Raw genomic sequence first — 18,329 nt, 5'->3', positions numbered from 1 at the left:
CAATAGTGATAACCGGGAGCAGTTTTGCAGGTCAGCGGACCTGCGCAATAGTCTTGGGAAACCGATATGTCATTTTCTGCAAAATGCCGCCGCCCATTTGGGTTGGCACTGCTGGCGTCGGCAAGCCTTCTTGCCCTTTCTTCCGCGCCTGTTTCCGCACAGGAAACCACCAAGTCCCAAAAGCCGGATGAACAGGCCGTGAAGCTTGCCCCCATCACCATCGAAGGCCAGGCCCAAAACGAGGCTGGCGATCCCACCCCGTCCGTCTATGCGGGCGGTCAGGTTGCCTCGGGCGGACGTGCCGGTGTTCTGGGCAACAAGGATGTGCTCGACACCGCCATCAACAGTTCGGCCTATACGGAAAAACTGATCAAGGACCAGCAGGCCGATACCATTGCCGATGTGGTCGATAATGACCCCGGCGTGATCACATCCTACAGCTATGGCGGGTCGGGCGACCGTTACATGATCCGGGGATTTGTGCTGGATGGCGATGATGTGTCGCTGGACGGCCTGTATGGCACGGCCCCGCGTCAATTGGTCGATGTTTCGATGTATGACCGTGTTGAAGTCACCAAGGGGGCATCGGGCTTTTTGAACGGCATGTCACCGGGCGGCAGCGGCATTGGCGGGTCCATCAACCTGGTGCCCAAGCGTGCAACAGATACCCCCATCACCAGCCTGACCACCACCTACGGCATGGACAGCGAAGTAGGTACCCATCTTGATGTCGGTCGCCGTTTTGGCAAGGACAAGCAGTTTGGCATTCGCGCGAACCTGAAATACGCCAATGGCAATACCGCAATCGACGACGAGCAGCGCGAAACCGTTGCCGGGGCGTTGTCATTTGATTATCGCGGCGACGACACCCGCATCACCATCGATAGCGGCCATAACGAAAAAAACATCGATCATAGCCGCACCTCCATCACGCTTAACAGCGCCCTTACCAGTATTCCCGATGCGCCGTCTGCATCGCACAATTTCAACGCCGATGGCACCTGGGCCGATTTGCAGGATGATTTCATTCAGGGCCGTGTCGAACATGACTTCAATGAAAATGTCATGGGCTACATCGCGCTCGGCACCCGGCATATGGAGGAATCCGGTATCTATTCCACCTCGCGGATTGATGGTACCGATGGCACCATGAGCTATAGCAGCTCCTATATTGTGCGCAACGATACCACCAACACGGCAATGGGCGGGGCGCGCATCAAGTTCGATACGCTGGACGTATCACATGAACTGAATGTCGGTGCATCAGGCATGTGGAATAAAAGCCACCAGGCCTGGGCCTTTGGTACCGCCCCCCGCGCTACCGGCAATATTTATGGCGAAACTCCATCATCCTTTCCGCCGCTAGGCACGCCGTCGGGCAATCTTGGTGATCCGACCTTGCGCAATACCACCACCGTTTCCAGCCTGTTCATCGCCGATACCGCCAGTTTTCTGGATGATCGCCTGCATATCACAGCCGGCATTCGTCACCAGACGGTGCAAACAACAACCTTCTCGCTTGCTGATGGCAGCCAAAGTGCCAATCAAAAAGTCGATGAAGATTCACCGATGGTCGGCATCGTCGCCAATGTGACCGAGCAGGTTTCTGTTTATGCCAACTATACCGAGGCGCTTTCTGTCGGGCAGACGGCACCGTTTTCGGGTGTCAGCAACCCCGGCGAACAGCTTGATCCCTATGTGTCGAAACAATACGAAGTGGGCACCAAGGCCGATTTTGGCACCTTTGGCGGCTCTATCGCCCTGTTCCAGATCGAGGAACCCTCGGCCTTTGTCCGCAATGGCACCTATGTTGCCGATGGCACACAACGCAATCGCGGGCTTGAATTTCAGGTCTTTGGCGAACCTGTGACCGGAACGCGCATTTTGGGTGGCGTCACCCTTTATGATGCCAAACTGACCGATTTGAACAATGCCGCCGACGAAGGCAACACCCCGATTGGCGTGCCCGATTATATCGCCAAGCTGGGCGTTGAATACGATCTGCCTTTTGTTAAGGGCGCAACGATCAACGCCCGTGTGGTTCATACCGGCAGCCAATATGCCAATACCGCCAACAGTCTGGAAATTCCGTCCTGGACCCGCCTTGATCTTGGTGCACGCTATGAAACCGACATTCGCACCTATCCGGTCACGCTGCGCGCCAATGTCGAAAATGTCACCAATAACGATTATTGGGCATCGGCCAATGGCGGGTACCTTACGATGGGCGCACCGCTGACGGCGAAACTGTCATTGACGGTTGATTTTTAATCGCTTCAACAGTTCAAACACACAAAAGGCCGCCTGTTTTGCACAGGTGGCCTTTTTCAATTTGCATCCCGCCCAAAGGCAGGTTTACACACCGAAAACAAACAATGTCGTAAATATCGTCACGATCAACATCAGCATCGCCCTTGCAAACAGGGAGTGCAACGGCATCCAGGCCGCATCGACGGGGCGCTGTTCATGCGCGATTAAAACCATCATATATCCGTCATGCCTTCGTTTTCGGCCCGGGAAATGGCCTCTTTTAACTGTGCATCCCGCTTTGGTTCGGCATCCTGGGCCATTGCACCGCATCCACCGCGATCAACCAAAATCGCAAGATCCAGTTCCCGGGGGTCAATAGTCAATGTGCGTGCGCCGGTTTTGCTACGCACATGCAGCAATGTTGCAATCCGGCGGTAGGCCAGGAAGGAAACCCCTTCAATCAGTTCTTCATCGGTTTCAACGTCATACTCGCCCGCAGGAAAGGTTTCATCGTAACCGTTCAAATAAAAGGGCCCGGAAAACGCAACCGGCTTGTGTGTTACGCGCGTGATTGGCATTTTCGTCACCTTGGAATTACGAAAAAGTAACAGTAAAACGGGGGTTTTCGCCCCCGATCACCGCTTAGATTCGCACAAATGCGCGAACTAAACTTTTTTCGAGGATTTTGCTTCGGGTTTTGCCTTCGGCACTGCCGCGTCAACCGGATGGGAGACGTTTTGCGTTTTCGCATCGGCAGAAGTGGAAGGCTTGTTCTGAGAGGCAGAGAATTTCTGGAAACTCATCATGCTTCCTCCATTTTGAAAGTCAGGGGTCTGACTTAAGAAATGAACATTGCACCCTATAAATATAAAAGTCAATTTATTTACAAATAAATGCAAAATACAAAAGCCGATAATCGAATAAATACTTGTGAATATTCACAGAAAACACAAATAAATATCAAGTAAAATTCAAAACCCACACAAAACAAAAAAACGCCGCCAAATACAATTTGGCGACGTTTCACATCTCAAGTCAAACAATGTCATGGCAGGCTCGTTTCACAAGCCAGATCAGACCGTTGCCGGGTTTCAGCGCCTCAGGATCAGAACCTGAAACCACCGTGTTTCAGGCCCGCGCCTTGCTTTCATCCAGGCCCAGTGCCGACAATGCGGTGCTGACAATCGCGCTGGCATCAAGGCCGGCTTCGGCATATTGTTTTTCGGGTTTGTCATGGTCCAGCAGCGTATCGGGCAAGGTCATGGTCCTTACCTTCAGGCCCATATCCAGCAAACCCTGCCCTGCCATATGCTGCAAGACCAGCGCACCAAACCCGCAAATTGATCCTTCTTCGATCGTAATCAGCACTTCATGATTACGCGCCAGTTTCTCGATCAATTCACCGTCCAGCGGCTTGGCAAAGCGGGCATCGGCCACCGTGGTGGAAAGGCCCCGTGCTGCCAGATCCTCGGCTGCAGAAAGGGATTCCGCAAGGCGGGTACCATAGGAAAGAATGGCAACTTTGCTGCCTTCACGCAAAACACGCCCCTTGCCAATTTCCAGAACCTGACCTTCAGCAGGCAGTTCAACACCAACACCCTCGCCGCGCGGATATCGAAACGCGCTGGGGCGGTCATCAATGGCCCAGGCCGTGGTGGTCATATGGACCAGTTCGGCTTCGTCGGCCGGGGCCATCAGCACGATATTGGGCAAACATCCCAGATAGGCCAGATCATACGCCCCGGCATGGGTCGCGCCATCGGCCCCCACAAGACCAGCACGATCAAGCGCAAAACGCACCGGCAGGTTTTGCACCACCACATCATGCACCAACTGGTCATAGCCGCGTTGCAGGAAAGTGGAATAAATGGTGCAAAACGGTTTGTACCCTTCACACGCCATACCGGCAGCAAAGGTCACGGCATGCTGTTCGGCAATGCCAACATCAAAGGACCGTTCCGGGAAGGCATCGGCAAACAGGTTAACCCCCGTGCCCGATGGCATGGCGGCGGTAATCGCCGTTACCTTTTCGTCCTTCTGCCCCAGCTTGACCAGCGTTTCACCATAAACCTTGGTGTAGGACGGTGCATTGGGGGTTGGCTTGGCCTGCTTGCCCGTTACCACGTCAAACTTGGCAACGCCGTGATATTTATCCGCCGCATGTTCCGCCGGGGCATAACCCTTGCCCTTCTGCGTCACGGCATGGATCAATACCGGGCCATCAAGGTCGGCATCGCGCACATTTTTCAGAACCGGCAATAAATGGTCCAGGTTATGCCCGTCAATCGGTCCGACATAGAAGAACCCCATTTCTTCAAACAGGGTGCCCCCCGTTACCATACCACGGGTATATTCCTCTATTTTGCGGGCGGCTTCCTCGATCTGGCGGGGCAAATGTTTGGTCAGCCCCTTGGCCGCATTGCGCAACCCCTGATAGCTTTTGCCCGAAATCAACCGGGACAGATAGCCCGACATGGAGCCCACCGGCGGGGCAATCGACATGTCATTGTCGTTCAAAATCACAATCAGGCGCTGGTCGGTCGCAGCCGCATTGTTCATGGCTTCATAGGCCATGCCCGCACTCATCGCGCCATCGCCAATCACGGCAATCACGTTTTTGCGTTTGTCATCCGATAGCTGATTGGCCACCGCCATGCCCAAACCCGCCGAAATCGAGGTAGAGCTATGGCCCGCCCCAAACGGGTCATATTCGGATTCCGCGCGTTTGGTAAAGCCCGACAGCCCGCCGCCCTGGCGCAGGGTACGAATACGGTCACGCCGCCCGGTCAGAATTTTATGCGGATAGCACTGATGCCCCACATCCCAGATCAAACGGTCATGCGGGGTATCAAACAGGTAATGGATGGCAACGGTCAGTTCGACCACACCCAGCCCGGCCCCCAAATGCCCGCCCGTGACCGAGACGGCATCAATGGTTTCCTGTCGCAATTCATCGGCAAGCTGTCGCAGTTGCGCTGGCTGCAACTTGCGCAGGTCTGACGGGATCGTAACAGTGTCAAGCAGCGGGGTCTTGGAGGTGGTCATGCCGAACTCGATTTTTGTGTTCTCTCAGCGTTTGATTTCATGACAACAGGGTGACGCTTTGGCAATCCCATTGCAAGGGCCGTAAAATAGCGGGGTTAAACAAAATTAGCGACCCCGAAATTACGCCAAATTCAGCGCGTTAAAACACGATCCAGAAAATGCCCGACAAGCTGCTGCACACTGTTATGAATATGCTGTCTTTCGCGGCCAAAATCCCGGCACAAATGGGGGAAATTTTGCGCAATAAAATCGGTACAGGGTGGCAAAAACGAATAATGCCCCGCCCCCTTGATGCGCACAAAACCGGCCCTACCCTGCAACAACTGGCGAAAACGCGCAGCATTGACATCATGGGGCAAAACTTCATCGGTTTCCGCCTCGATCACCAGCATCGGAACATCAACATTTTCAAACCCGGCGGATGTTGCCGCCACGCCAAAGGCCGGCGCAATGGCAATGATGGCCGAAATGCGGTCATCGCCGGCAGGCACAATTGGCGCACCATAGCGATCGTGCAAACGGTTTAACGCCCTCTGATCAGGCACAAATTCGCAAATCACCCGGTCTGAGTCGCGATTGATGGCGCAATAACGCTGCCATTCCCCGGCATCGAACTGCCAGCCCGCCAGTTTGAAAACCGTTGCCCCGCCCGCCGAATGCCCCAGGGCGCAAATGCGGGTGGCATCAATATGCGGGGCAATATCATCCTGCGCCAACAGAAGGTCCAGCGCCTGTTTCATTTCCAGCGGGCGCCGTTCAATAATCGCCAATGACCGCGCATCCGCGGCATCAAGGTAATTATCGCCATTATGCTGCAACGCCGCGACAATATAGCCGCGCCGGGCCAGATATTCCGCCAGCCAGAAATGCACAAAACGGTGCCCTTCCGAGCCATGCGAAATCAGTACCAGTGGAAACGGCCCGCCCGGCGCGAAATCACCATTGCGGACCGCCATGCTGGCAACGCCCATATGGCGTACTGGCGTTTCTGTGCCCTCTGACGGGTACCACAGGGCCAACGGGAACGGGTCCTTGTCAAACACCCGGTCCCGAAAGCCTGCATGATAGGCGGGTTTTTCCTGCATCTCCGGCATAAGGCAGCTCTGTTTTGCCCTATGGGTCAGCGTTTGCGATCAATCACAAATCGCGCAACCGCCCGCAAGGGCTCTGCCTCGTCATCAAACGCGTCAAGATGATGAATGGCCTGATCACACAGCATCTGTGCCTGCTCGCGGGCCCGCTCCAGGCCCAGCAGCTTCACATAAGTGGATTTTTCCTGCTCCTGGTCCTTGCCTGCCGTTTTGCCCAGATCATTACTGCTGGCTTCTACATCCAGAAGGTCATCCTTGATCTGGAAGGCCAGCCCCATGTCATGGGCATAGGCCCGCAGTCCCACACGCATTGTATTGGGGGCCTTGCCCAAAATTGCCCCGGCTTCACAGGCAAAGGCGAATATCCGCCCGGTTTTAAGCAAGTGCAATTGCGTCACCTGCGTTTCGCTCAGGCTTTTGCCCTCGCCGGTCAGATCAATCATTTGCCCACCGACCATGCCATAGGGGCCTGCCGCCCGCGCCATCGCGCGCACAAGCTGGGTGCAGACACGGGGGTCGGGGTGGGTTTCTTCATCGGCCAGCACTTCAAAGGCCTGGGTCAACAGGGCATCACCCGCCAGAATGGCGGTTGCCTCGTCAAACTGCTTATGGCAGCTCGGTTTGCCGCGCCGCAGATCATCGTTATCCATGGCGGGCAAATCGTCATGGATCAGCGAATAGGTATGCACCATTTCAATCGCGGCGGCCACACGAAGCGCCGATGTCCGTGATACCTTGAAAAGCGCGGAAGACGCCATGACCAAAAACGGTCGCAGGCGTTTGCCTTCGCCCATTGTCGAATACCGCATCGCCTCAAACAGGCGTTCTTCAATCTGCCCGTCAGGACGCGGCAGAATTTTGTCAAGCATGTCGCCAAGATCGGCCGATGCCTCTCCCAGCGCAGAAATCAGGTCATAGCTCACCCGGGACTCCGCCTTGAATGTGGTTATTCGATTTCGGTGGCTGTTGCGCCGGGTTTGCCATCCGCCCCCAGCGTAATTTTTTCGATGCGTTCTTCGGCCGCCCGCAATTTGTCTGCGCAATGGCGTTTCAATGCGGCCCCGCGTTCATAGGATGCAATCGCGTCATCAAGGCCCACCTGCCCCTGTTCAAGCTGCCGCACCAGATTTTCAAGCTGGCCCAAAGCCTCCTCGAAGCTCAGTTTGGCGATATCTTCGGGAATTACAGGATTTGCGTCCGACATGTTTGCTCCTTTTTATTGGCTGGGCGGAGTTTACGCGCAAGGCCCCAGCAGGGCAATACAAAGCCCGGCCCGACTTTGCCCATATCACGCAATTTCTCCGTCAGATTGCGATTGACGGTTGGATCACCCCGTCATCAAGGCCCGCACATGCGCCAATACCGAGGATGCCAGCGACGGCAGATCATATCCGCCTTCCAGAATCGATACCAAACGGTTCTCGCAACATTGCCCGGCGACGGCCAAAAGCTGCTCGGTCATCCAGGTAAAATCACTTTCCACCAGGGCCAGGCCTGCCAGCGGGTCATTACGATGCGCATCAAACCCGGCAGAAACAATCAACAATTCCGGGGCAAAATCGATCAGACCGGGAACCACATAGTCATGAAACGCCTTTTGGATTTCTGCCGTGCCCGCACCTGCCGTCAGCCCAACATTCAGGATATTATTGGCACATCCCCGATCCATCGGGTCGCCTGTGCCGGGATAAAGCGGCCATTGATGGGTAGAGCAATAAAACAGATCAGGATCATGATAAAAAAGATCCTGCGTACCATTGCCGTGATGCACATCGAAATCCATCACCGCAACCCGCTTGATGCCATAAGTTTCCCGCGCATAGCGCGCGGCAACCGCTGCATTGTTAAACAGGCAAAAGCCCATTGCGCGTTCATATTCGGCATGATGCCCCGGTGGGCGCACCCCGACAAAGGCATTGCGTTCATGCCCCTGCATCACCGCATCCACCGCAACACAGGACCCGCCAACCGCCCGCAATGCCGCCTCGCCCGAGGCGGGTGATACATAGGTATCGCCATCCAGCGATATTTCGCCCTTTTCGGGAATTTTGGCAAAGATGCGATCCACATAGACCGGGTCATGCACCCGTTTGATCAGGTCGATATCGGCCCGCCGCGCCTCTTCACGATGCAAAAACATGAATTCTTCGGCTTCAAGAACCCGTTGAATAACCCGCAGGCGGTCCGGTTGCTCCGGGTGGCCGTGGCCAGGATCATGCTCAATGCAGGCACGATGCGAAACAAACAATGTTGCCATACCCGTCTGCTGCCTCCCGTTTATATGCCGGTTTGTTTTGCATTATCACCCAAAGCGGCCCTGCCGCCTCTAAATGATCATATGCCCGGCTTGTTGTAACAATATGTAACGCTTGGGTTGACGCAACCAAGAAACAATTGCAATTTAATTCTTCTTTGCATATTTGGGCGCAACCTGCCTTGGCATAAATCACATACATCTTCAAATAAACCCGACCAAAGTCCAATTTGGCCCGTTTTTGCGAAGTAATCTTAAAGTTTTCCGTCAATTTACAAATCAGACTTTGCGACTGCTCGAATAGACAAATATAATACTTTTGAACAGGAATGCGGATGGCATCACACTTATGCCTGCCCGCGATCAGCCTACAAATGAGCCACAGTTGTGAAAAGATGGACAACGTTCCATCTGTGATAACGGGGTAAATTATCACGCATTCACAACCGGGATCACGACCGGAATGAAATGAGGCACATGGAAATAAAAGAATTAGAACAACAAGCCGGAAGGGCCAGCGCCCTCCTCAAGGCCATGAGCAACCAAAGTCGATTGATGATCTTATGCCAGTTACACAATGGCGAACGATCTGTCGGCGAACTTGAAAAGATCATCGGGTTAAGCCAGTCTGCCCTGTCCCAGCATCTTGCGAGATTGCGGCGGGACCAGTTGGTCAAGACGCGGCGCGAAGCACAGACAATCTATTATTCCCTCAATGGCGAAGAAGCCGTCCGCATCATCAAAACACTGTACGACCTTTATTGTTGCGACAGCCGGGGCTCCATCGTCGCATAATTCCGCACATCCGGGCGGCAACATTTCCAAGTTGGCAATATCCGTTTTGTTTCATGTTGGCAAAACGGCGGGTTCCTTTACGCCGGTATCACGGCATATGACGTCAACATACGGCCCCAAACCCTGTTCATAAAAAAATGACCCGCCGCCCTCCACAGGCGACAGGTCATTTTTCATTTCATATGGTTTCATATGGAAGGCCAAACCCGCCCTTAAAGCGGTTTGTCTTTAATCACATTGCGGCGGCGGCAATTCACGTACCTTGATCAAATCGCCCCGCAGTTTGAAATCGCCAAAGTTTTGTACCAGTCCCTGGGTAATCCCGTTCTGGCCATAATCAACCGACATTTCGTAAGCAGGCTGTTCTGCGTCATCATCCATCGGGAAAAAGGCCATGCTAATACGATGAAATGGCTTATCGACGATATGGTCTTCATCGCGTGCGGCGTTTTCAGCCTTTTTCGCACCAGAAATCACTGCGGAAATACGATAAACCGGTGTATCACCCGCGCCGTCAAACACCCGGTCATTGCTATATCCCTCGCCATCCATCGCATGCTGCATAAGCTTGATCGAATGCTGGGTCGGAAACAGGGTATCAACAGGCAGGTCCTCGGTGACTTCAACCGGCTTTTCGTAATGCACCACAACCTTGTCATCCAGGCGTTCGGCATCGCCGTTTACTTCGTCAGTCAAATAACCGTCCTGAAAGTCGCGCACGCGAAACCGATAATGTTTTGCCGCAAAATCTTCCCACTGCGTCATGCTATAGGATGAATTAATCGCACCACCCTGAGGGCCCTGCAAAATCAGCGAATTGCGATATTCGGAAATCCAGCCGTCACACACCTTTTCAAACCGAAAACCAAAGGCCCCCCGCGCAGCAACAACAGAGCTATTGGCACTGGTCGAAACCAGCCGCAGCTTATATTCGGCGACATGTGACACCAGACCATTCGCGGCAGGAGACGACGGCCCAGCCTGTGCACTACATCCGCCCAATGCGGCACCAAAGGTCACTGCGACCGCAAGCGTTGCATAGCGGCCGACCGCATTTCGCACTATTTTTGGCAAATCTATTCTCCGCTGCCGACGATATTTAAAATCCACGAATCCTTAACGCCATTTTTGGCAGTAACAAGGCGCAAGTCATTTGCCCGCGCCATATTCATTGGACCTACTGCAATTCTAAGATAAGGGGTACCCTCTACCGTCGCAGGAATCAATTGCGGATGATATTGCGAAAACTGATCCAGGGCGATGCGGGCGCGCTTCTGGCTGTTAAAACTGCCCAGCACAACATATTTCCCCGCACTGACCGCATCCCGTGCCGATGTTTCAAAGGCATCCTGACCCGATGCCTGCTTATGGGCATCCGGCCCGACAACACCCCCTTTTAACGAGGTTTTATTTACCGCTTTGGCCCCCGCTGGTGCGGGCGGCAATTTGGATTTAGATACGTGACCCGGTTCAACATCCGGCATTTTGCCTGGCGCATCCGCTTGCATGGCATCCGGTGCAACGCTGGCCTGCGGTCCATTCACATTATCGGTTCCCGCAGTTTCCTGTGCGGATCGGTCTTTATTGTTGCTGGCCGGTTTCGCATCAGGCAGGGCTGCCGTTTCCGTGCGCGGGGCATCGTCTGGCAGGGAAGCCATATCCTTTTGCGCCACAACGGGCGGGGTATCCGTATCCCCATTATGCCGATTGCCCGTCTTTGCCGCCTCATCCTTGCGGGAGGCAACAGGCCCATCCCCTCGCCCGGGCTGATCAAGCTGGCTGGCGGCAGGTGGCAGATCAACGATCATGACATCGGCTGAATTGCCAAGCGGGTGTAATCGCCTGTGGCCGGGTTTGCCCCAATCCTCGACCGGCGCGTTAACCGCATAAACAGTGGAACGTGCCCCCGAAAGCGGCGCAATTGCCGATGACCCATTGCGATCAACAAACCCCATCACCGCCCCGGAATCCACCTTGCAATCGCCATTACCAAACAATGACGCATCCGTCCCACACCCCTGCCCCGCGACAAGTGCGCGCTGGTTTTCGGCAACGGTGCGCCCTGTCGTTACATAGCTGATCACGTCATCGGCCAATCTGGATAACGTCGTATCATCCCCCGATCCACCACATGCCGTCAGGAAAAGGGGGGCTGCTGCTATCAGAAACTTTTTCACGGCCCGTCTCCCATCGAAAAAACGTCCTTATCCAATTCTGACGGACAGCACCTTAATATAAGGGTAACGCCAGTTGCAAATTCGCAACAAAAAAGAGCGATCAGCCTTGCCAATCGCTCTTTTCGCGCATTTCCGTCACGGGCAAATGCCGTGATCAGTCTTTTTTCGCCTTCGGCGGCAACTGAACCCGCAAATGCAGTTCTTTCAGCTGGCGGTCATCAACAACCGACGGCGCATTCATCATCAGGTCCTGTGCCTGCTGGTTCAGCGGGAAGGCAATGACCTCGCGAATGTTCGGTTCATCGGCCAGCAGCATGACGATACGGTCAACACCCGGGGCCGAACCACCGTGCGGCGGCGCGCCGAATTTGAATGCGTTCAACATGCCGCCAAAGCGGTCTTCGACAACTTCCTTGCCATAACCGGCAATTTCAAACGCCTTGTACATGATATCCGGGCGATGGTTACGAATGGCACCCGACGACAGCTCGATACCGTTACAAACGATGTCATACTGCCAGGCTTTAATATCCAGCGGGTTCATGTTTTCAAGGGCTTCAAGCCCACCCTGCGGCATCGAGAACGGGTTGTGGCTGAATTCGATCTTGCCGTCGTCGTCTTCCTCGAACATCGGGAAATCAACAATCCAGCAGAACTTGAACTTGCCTTCTTCGCGCAAGCCAAGATCGTCGCAAATCTTTTCACGCGACTTACCGGCAAACTTGGCCGCGGGCAGCGGCTTGTCACAGGCAAAGAACACCGCATCGCCATTGGCAACACCGGTGGTTTCCTTGATCGATGCAATGCGCTCGGCATCCAGGTTCTTGGCAATCGGGCCTTTGGCTTCGCCGTTTTCATCATAAACGATGTAACCAAGACCAGCAGCACCCTCTTCACGGGCCCAGGCATTCAGCTTGTCAAAGAAGCTGCGCGGACGATTGGCAGCCCCCGGTGCCGGAATGGCACGCACCACCGAACCTTTTTCGATGTTGCTGGCAAAAATACCGAAATTCGAGCCGCGGAACGCTTCGGTCACATCCGAAATCACCAGCGGGTTACGCAGGTCCGGTTTGTCCGAACCGTATTTCGCCATCGATTCATCAAACGGAATACGCGGGAACGGATAATCGGTTACTTCGCGACCACCACCAAATTCAACGAAAATCTCGTGCAGGACCGGCTCGATCGCGGCGAAAACGTCGTCCTGGGTGGCAAAGGCCATTTCAAAGTCGAGCTGATAAAACTCGCCCGGCGACCGGTCAGCGCGGGCATCTTCGTCGCGGAAGCACGGTGCGATCTGGAAGTAACGATCGAACCCTGAAACCATCAGCAACTGTTTGAACTGCTGGGGAGCCTGCGGCAGGGCATAGAATTTGCCCGGATGGGTGCGCGACGGCACCAGGAAGTCACGCGCACCTTCCGGCGAGGATGCGGTCAGAATCGGCGTCTGAATTTCAAGGAAACCCTGTGCCGTCATTTTTTGGCGCATAGCCGAAATGACCTGCGAACGCAGAACGATGTTTTTATGAACGCTTTCGCGACGCAGATCGAGGTAACGGTGGCGCAGGCGAACTTCTTCGCCATATTCGACATCACCAAAAACCGGCATCGGCAGCACATCGGCCGAGGACTGCACTTCGATGTTCGACGCGTAAACTTCGATTTCACCGGTCGGCAGGTTCGGGTTGATGGTTTCGGGGGTGCGTTTAACCACCTTACCGTCAACCGTGATCACGCTTTCGGCGCGCGATTTGTCCAGAACCTCGAACAGCGGGCTGGAAATGTCGATCACGACCTGGGTGATACCATAATGATCGCGCAAATCGACAAACAGAAGGTTGCCGTGGTCGCGTTTGCGGTGAATCCAGCCAGACAGGCGGACTTGGGCGTCGGCATCGGAAACGCGAAGTGCATTGCAATTATGAGAGCGATAAGGGTGCATGGTCTTTCCAGGTTGCGTTATATTTTGGGCCGCGATTGGGCCGCAAAGGTGCATGGCTGACCGGCGCTGTCAAACAAAAAACGCGCAAATCTGCCGTGCTTTGTACCGAAATGGCAGCCAGCCGGGCCTATTTGCGAAAACGTCATTATCTGACGCGCCTGTCAGCATCCGAATTTTCACGTATAAAACGCTTCTCGCCTGCCCGCGTCAAGTATTGGCAGACGCATCACTTGCCCCAATCCCCGCCGCATCGGAATCCGCCGGCACCTCGCCCTGCAATTGCTTGACCTTGATAAACCGCTGCAACTGGCCCGAACGCCATTTCACGTCGGCCCAATCATCAATCTCGAACGTGAACTGGCATAAGGCGCAGGTGGGAAATTTGCGTTCCATGTCAGGACGAAACCCGTTGCTGTCGTGACCAATCAGCTCCAGGGCAAAACTTTCCATGCCGGGGTTATGGCCAACCATCATCACGGTATCGGCGTCATCATGGGTTTGTTGCAGGCATTTTAAAAGGGCGGTTTCGCGGGCCATATACAGGTCTTCGGCGTAAATCACCCGGTCAGTCTCGGCAAATTGTCGCCCCAAAAGCCCCAATGTTTGCACCGCGCGCGCTGCGGTCGAACACCATACCAGGTCAGGCATCAGGCCTTCGCGCACTAAAAACCGGCCCATAACCGGCGCAGCCTTTTCACCGCGCGGGTTCAGTTCGCGGTCATGATCCGCCCGGGCGGGATCATCCCAGCTGGATTTGGCATGCCGCAACAACAACAAAGTCTTCATGAACATGTGGCCCGTTTATGATGGATCAATGTTTTCCGGCACAGACATGCCATAAGGTGGGCTTCGGTACCACGTAAAAAACTGACACATAATTGTAGGATTTCAGGACCATTTTATTGACTATTCTGCCGCGTCGAATCTATCTGACCATCATTGGCGCAATTGCTTTTTCCGGGTTACAAATTGCAGTTTAACAAACAGTTATCGTATACTCGCAGGCAAGAGAGATGGTGGCGTTTTAATTCCAACACCATATGGCTCATGGCAGGAGGCTTTGCGTGAAACACGCTGCGGCAATTCAATCAAGTGCAATAACTATTGATTCGGAAAAACGCTTTATCAATCGCGAACTTTCCTGGCTTGCCTTTAATGGCCGCGTTCTTGAAGAAGCGCAGAATCAGAACCACCCGCTGCTTGAACGGCTGCGTTTTCTGTCCATTTCGGCCAGCAATCTTGACGAATTTTATATGGTGCGCGTCGCCGGCCTGGTCGGCCAGGTTCGCGCGGGCATGACCAATATCAGCCAGGATGGCCTCAGCCCGTCCGAACAGTTGCGGGCCATTACCTATGATGCCAACCAGCTTTTGCAGGATCAGCAGCGCATCTGGCAGCAATTGCGCGGCGATATGCAGCAAAAAGGCATTGCCGTCATCTCGCCCGACGATTTGACCCAAACCGACCGCAAATGGCTTGACGGCTATTTCATGCGGGAAATTTTCCCCACCCTCACCCCGCTTGCCATTGACCCGTCCCATCCTTTCCCGTTCATCCCGAACCTGGGATTTGCCATTGTCATGCAGTTGTTTGACCCGTCTGACGGGCACAATATGCGCGGGCTGATCCCGATGCCGCCGAAAATTGGCCGTTTCCTGCGCCTGCCGGGCCGCACTGAACGCTATCTGCCGCTGGAACATGCGGTTCTGATGTATCTGGGCAAACTGTTCCCCGGGTTCGATCTGATCGAACATGGCCTGTTTCGTGTTATTCGCGACTCTGACGTGGAAATCGAGGAAGAGGCCGAAGACCTGGTGCGCGTGTTTAAAACCGCGCTGAAACGCCGCCGCCGTGGCAGCATCATCCGGCTTAAGGTCAATGCCTCGATCCCGGAAGATCTGTTGAATTTCGTGATCGACGAACTCAATGTTGCGCCTGAACAGGTGGTCAAAGTTGATGGGCTTCTGGGTGTCGTCGATGTCAAACAGCTGATCGATTCCGATTTGCATCACGATCTTCTGTTTCCGCCCTATGCCGCGCGTTACCCCGAACGGGTGCGCGACTTTGGCGGGGACTGTTTTGCCGCGATCAGCAAAAAGGACCTGGTGGTTCATCACCCGTTTGAGGATTTCGACGTGGTGGTACAGTTCCTGTTGCAGGCCGCACGCGACCCCGAAGTGGTTGCCATTAAACAAACGCTGTATCGCACATCGGAAAACAGCCCGATTGTGAAAGCCCTGATTGCCGCTGCTGAAGCTGGCAAATCGGTCACGGCAATGGTCGAACTTAAGGCCCGCTTTGACGAAGAAGCCAACCTGCGCTGGGCGGCAGACCTTGAACGTGCCGGGTGTCAGGTGGTCTATGGCTTCCTGGAATGGAAGACACATGCCAAAATTTCCCTGGTGGTACGCCGCGAAACCCACGGCCTTCGTACCTATTGCCATTTTGGTACCGGCAACTATCACCCGATCACGGCCAAATTCTATACCGACATTTCCTTCTTTTCGTGTGACCCGGCCCTGGGCCGCGACGCGGGCAGCATTTTCAATTTCATGACCGGCTATGCCACGCCGCGTTCACTGGAAAAAATCGCCATTGCACCGCACACCCTGCGGCCCAGCCTGGTGGCCAATATTGAAAAAGAAATCGAAAACGCCGAAGCTGGAAAACCCTGTGGCGTTTGGGCCAAAATGAACAGCCTTGTCGACCCGGTTGTGATTGATGCGCTGTATCGCGCCTCTCAGGCGGGCGTGCCGGTAGATCTTGTGGTTCGCGGGATTTGCTGTTTGCGTCCGGGTGTTCCGGGGCTTTCGGAAAATATTCGTGTTAAATCCATTGTTGGTCGGTTCCTGGAACATTCCCGTATCGTGGTCTTTGCCAATGGCGCAAAGCTGCCCTCGCGCAAGGCCAAGGCGTTCATTTCCTCGGCCGACTGGATGCCGCGCAACCTTAACCGCCGGGTCGAATGTCTGGTTCCCATCGAAAACCCCACTTGCCACCGCCAGATCATCGAACAAATCATGATTGCGAATTTGAAAGACACCGCCCAAAGCTGGTATCTCCAGCCAGACGGGTCTTATGAACGCTGTGATGCGGAAAAGGATGCGTTTTCGGCCCACAACTATTTCATGACCAACCCGTCCCTTTCAGGCCGGGGCAGCGCCCTTGACGAAGACAATATGTCTTCTGTTCCGGTGCTGGTCCTCGACGAATAAATAACCAGGTATTTTCAGCCACATGCTTACCGATCACCGGGTCTCAAAGCGTATTGCCATCATTGATGTCGGGTCAAACTCTGTCCGGCTTGTCGTCTTTGATGGTCAAACGCGCGCGCCTGCCCCCATTTTCAACGAAAAGGTCATGTGCGGTTTGGGCCGTGACCCGGATGGATCGGGCAAACTGAATCCTGAAGGGGTTGAAATGGCAATCGGTGCTCTGCGCCGTTTTGCCACCCTGTTACGCGCGATGAAAATTTCCCGCGTCGATGTTCTGGCAACCGCAGCCGTGCGTGCCGCCAGCGACGGCGATTATTTCTGCCGTCGCGTGTTTGATGAAACCGGCCTGACCATTAAAATCATTGATGGCCTTGAAGAAGCCCGGCTTTCCGGCCTCGGCATCATCTCGGGCGATCCGCACGCCACCGGCATCATGGGCGATATTGGCGGCGGCTCGCTTGAACTGGTGCTGCTGGATCAGGGGCAGATCCAGAAACGTGTCAGCCTGCCACTGGGGGCGATGCGCCTGCATACTGTGTTTGGCAGCAATCGCAAGGCGCTTGAAGACGAGGTTAACCAGCATTTTGACAGCGTTCCCTGGCTGACCGAACACCAGAAACTGCCGCTTTTTGCCGTTGGCGGATCGTGGCGGTCGATTGCCAAACTCTATATCGCCCAGGAAAACTATCCCATTTCGGTTGTGCATAATATGACCATGCCGTTTGGGGAAATTGCCGATTTAACACGCATCATTTCGCAGCAAAGCCGGGCCTCGCTGGAAAAAATCGGCGGGGTTTCCAAACGCCGGACCGACAGCCTGCCGCACGCCGCCCTGGTCATGCACCATCTGATCAACCGCATGAAGGCAAAAAACGTCATCTTCTCGGGTCATGGCCTGCGCGAGGGCTGGATGTTCGAGGCCCTGCCGCAAGACGTTCGCGACCGCGACCCCCTGCTTGAAACCTGCCTGAGCTTTGCCGAAGATAGCGAACGTTTCCACCAGCATGGCGAGGAACTATACCGCTGGACCGACCCGATCTTTCGGGACCAACCCGCCAATTTGCGCCGCCTGCGCCTTGCGGCCTGCATCATTGGCGATATCGGCTGGAACGATCACCCCGATTACCGTGCCGAACAAAGTTACAACCGCGTCGTCCGACACCCCTATCTTGATCTCAGCCACATTGACCGTGTGTTTCTCGCCTATACCATCGGTTCGCGCTATACCGGCAATTTCAGGGGCGATGCCGCCTGCGACCGCCTGCTGGATGAAGACACCCGCAAAACCGGCCGCCTGTTTGGCCATGCCATTCGCCTGGGTCATACCCTTTCGGGCGGTGTCGAGGGCATCCTGCCACATAGCGAACTGATCCTGGACGACAAAACCCTGATCCTGCGCCTGGACCGCAAAATTGGCGACCTTAATGGCGAAGTCGTCGATCAGCGCCTGTCCAAACTGGCAAAATTAATGGAATGTGACAGCAAAATAGAAATTGTTGATGCAACCTGATATGGGAGTCTTCACAATTTGATTCGCGATAAAAAAGGCGGGATTTGGGC

At 54.6% G+C, this 18,329-nt stretch carries 14 protein-coding genes; 4 read left to right on the top strand and 10 right to left on the bottom strand.

Translation table 11 applies throughout. The features are described 5' to 3' along the window. Positions 1 to 66: 66 nt before the first annotated feature. Positions 67 to 2,271 carry a TonB-dependent receptor gene (locus tag LF95_RS04945; protein ID WP_073953934.1) on the top strand — a complete coding sequence of 735 codons (2,205 nt, stop codon included), beginning with the start codon at positions 67 to 69 and terminating at the stop codon, positions 2,269 to 2,271. Positions 2,272 to 2,483: 212 nt separating this feature from the next. Here the strand turns inward: LF95_RS04945 and LF95_RS23045 are convergent, their stop codons facing one another. The 6 genes from LF95_RS23045 to LF95_RS04915 all read right to left on the bottom strand — a co-directional run bounded on the left by LF95_RS23045 (position 2,484) and on the right by LF95_RS04915 (position 8,643). Next, complete coding sequence (locus LF95_RS23045; protein WP_073953933.1) at positions 2,484 to 2,828, bottom strand: hypothetical protein; 345 nt, start codon at positions 2,826 to 2,828, stop codon at positions 2,484 to 2,486. Positions 2,829 to 3,378: 550 nt separating this feature from the next. Then, a complete protein-coding gene (gene dxs / locus LF95_RS04935; RefSeq protein WP_073953932.1) occupies positions 3,379 to 5,295 on the bottom strand; it encodes a 1-deoxy-D-xylulose-5-phosphate synthase in 1,917 nt (638 codons plus the stop codon). 131 nt (positions 5,296 to 5,426) lie between these two features. Beyond that, a complete protein-coding gene (locus LF95_RS04930) occupies positions 5,427 to 6,389 on the bottom strand; it encodes an alpha/beta hydrolase family protein (protein WP_252509660.1) in 963 nt (320 codons plus the stop codon). A 26-nt stretch (positions 6,390 to 6,415) separates the two neighbouring features. Next, positions 6,416 to 7,255, bottom strand: coding sequence for a polyprenyl synthetase family protein (locus LF95_RS04925; protein ID WP_083607596.1), 840 nt, complete (start codon positions 7,253 to 7,255; stop codon positions 6,416 to 6,418). A gap of 77 nt (positions 7,256 to 7,332) precedes the next feature. Continuing rightward, positions 7,333 to 7,590: an exodeoxyribonuclease VII small subunit gene (locus tag LF95_RS04920; RefSeq protein ID WP_073953931.1), complete on the bottom strand. Its 258-nt coding sequence runs from the start codon at positions 7,588 to 7,590 to the stop codon at positions 7,333 to 7,335. A gap of 123 nt (positions 7,591 to 7,713) precedes the next feature. Continuing rightward, positions 7,714 to 8,643, bottom strand: a complete 930-nt coding sequence (locus tag LF95_RS04915) for a histone deacetylase family protein (protein ID WP_073953930.1) — start codon at positions 8,641 to 8,643, stop codon at positions 7,714 to 7,716. A gap of 474 nt (positions 8,644 to 9,117) precedes the next feature. Here LF95_RS04915 and LF95_RS04910 point away from each other — a divergent pair, with 474 nt between their 5' ends. Then, positions 9,118 to 9,435, top strand: coding sequence for an ArsR/SmtB family transcription factor (locus LF95_RS04910; RefSeq protein WP_073954851.1), 318 nt, complete (start codon positions 9,118 to 9,120; stop codon positions 9,433 to 9,435). Between the two features lie 228 nt (positions 9,436 to 9,663). Here LF95_RS04910 and LF95_RS04905 read toward each other — a convergent pair whose 3' ends face one another. The 4 genes from LF95_RS04905 to LF95_RS04890 form a co-directional block, all read right to left on the bottom strand. Next, positions 9,664 to 10,509, bottom strand: coding sequence for an EipB family protein (locus LF95_RS04905; protein WP_073953929.1), 846 nt, complete (start codon positions 10,507 to 10,509; stop codon positions 9,664 to 9,666). A gap of 2 nt (positions 10,510 to 10,511) precedes the next feature. Continuing rightward, on the bottom strand, positions 10,512 to 11,612 hold the full coding sequence (locus LF95_RS04900; RefSeq protein ID WP_073953928.1) for an SPOR domain-containing protein: 1,101 nt from the start codon (positions 11,610 to 11,612) through the stop codon (positions 10,512 to 10,514). Between the two features lie 154 nt (positions 11,613 to 11,766). After that, entirely contained in the window at positions 11,767 to 13,554 is a 1,788-nt protein-coding gene (gene aspS / locus LF95_RS04895) for an aspartate--tRNA ligase (RefSeq protein WP_073953927.1), read from the bottom strand. A gap of 207 nt (positions 13,555 to 13,761) precedes the next feature. Beyond that, on the bottom strand, positions 13,762 to 14,340 hold the full coding sequence (locus LF95_RS04890) for a SixA phosphatase family protein (protein ID WP_073953926.1): 579 nt from the start codon (positions 14,338 to 14,340) through the stop codon (positions 13,762 to 13,764). Positions 14,341 to 14,618: 278 nt separating this feature from the next. Between LF95_RS04890 and LF95_RS04885 the strand changes: the two genes are divergently transcribed. Together LF95_RS04885 and LF95_RS04880 are read left to right on the top strand one after the other, a co-directional pair. Then, on the top strand, positions 14,619 to 16,769 hold the full coding sequence (locus tag LF95_RS04885; RefSeq protein WP_073953925.1) for an RNA degradosome polyphosphate kinase: 2,151 nt from the start codon (positions 14,619 to 14,621) through the stop codon (positions 16,767 to 16,769). Between the two features lie 22 nt (positions 16,770 to 16,791). Continuing rightward, positions 16,792 to 18,279 carry a Ppx/GppA family phosphatase gene (locus LF95_RS04880; protein WP_073953924.1) on the top strand — a complete coding sequence of 496 codons (1,488 nt, stop codon included), beginning with the start codon at positions 16,792 to 16,794 and terminating at the stop codon, positions 18,277 to 18,279. Positions 18,280 to 18,329: the final 50 nt, after the last annotated feature.

It is taken from the genome of Thalassospira sp. TSL5-1 (genome assembly GCF_001907695.1).
Lineage (GTDB): Bacteria > Pseudomonadota > Alphaproteobacteria > Rhodospirillales > Thalassospiraceae > Thalassospira.
This window is presented reverse-complemented; position numbering and strand designations above follow the sequence as displayed.

Coding starts and splice junctions, on each gene's coding strand:
- LF95_RS04925 (WP_083607596.1), bottom strand. CDS start 7,255: ATGCTTGACAAAATTCTGCCGCGTCCTGACGGGCAGATTGAAGAACGC.
- LF95_RS04890 (WP_073953926.1), bottom strand. CDS start 14,340: ATGAAGACTTTGTTGTTGTTGCGGCATGCCAAATCCAGCTGGGATGAT.
- LF95_RS04910 (WP_073954851.1), top strand. CDS start 9,118: ATGGAAATAAAAGAATTAGAACAACAAGCCGGAAGGGCCAGCGCCCTC.
- dxs (WP_073953932.1), bottom strand. CDS start 5,295: ATGACCACCTCCAAGACCCCGCTGCTTGACACTGTTACGATCCCGTCA.
- LF95_RS04930 (WP_252509660.1), bottom strand. CDS start 6,389: ATGCCGGAGATGCAGGAAAAACCCGCCTATCATGCAGGCTTTCGGGAC.
- LF95_RS04920 (WP_073953931.1), bottom strand. CDS start 7,590: ATGTCGGACGCAAATCCTGTAATTCCCGAAGATATCGCCAAACTGAGC.
- aspS (WP_073953927.1), bottom strand. CDS start 13,554: ATGCACCCTTATCGCTCTCATAATTGCAATGCACTTCGCGTTTCCGAT.
- LF95_RS04880 (WP_073953924.1), top strand. CDS start 16,792: ATGCTTACCGATCACCGGGTCTCAAAGCGTATTGCCATCATTGATGTC.
- LF95_RS23045 (WP_073953933.1), bottom strand. CDS start 2,828: ATGCCAATCACGCGCGTAACACACAAGCCGGTTGCGTTTTCCGGGCCC.
- LF95_RS04945 (WP_073953934.1), top strand. CDS start 67: ATGTCATTTTCTGCAAAATGCCGCCGCCCATTTGGGTTGGCACTGCTG.
- LF95_RS04915 (WP_073953930.1), bottom strand. CDS start 8,643: ATGGCAACATTGTTTGTTTCGCATCGTGCCTGCATTGAGCATGATCCT.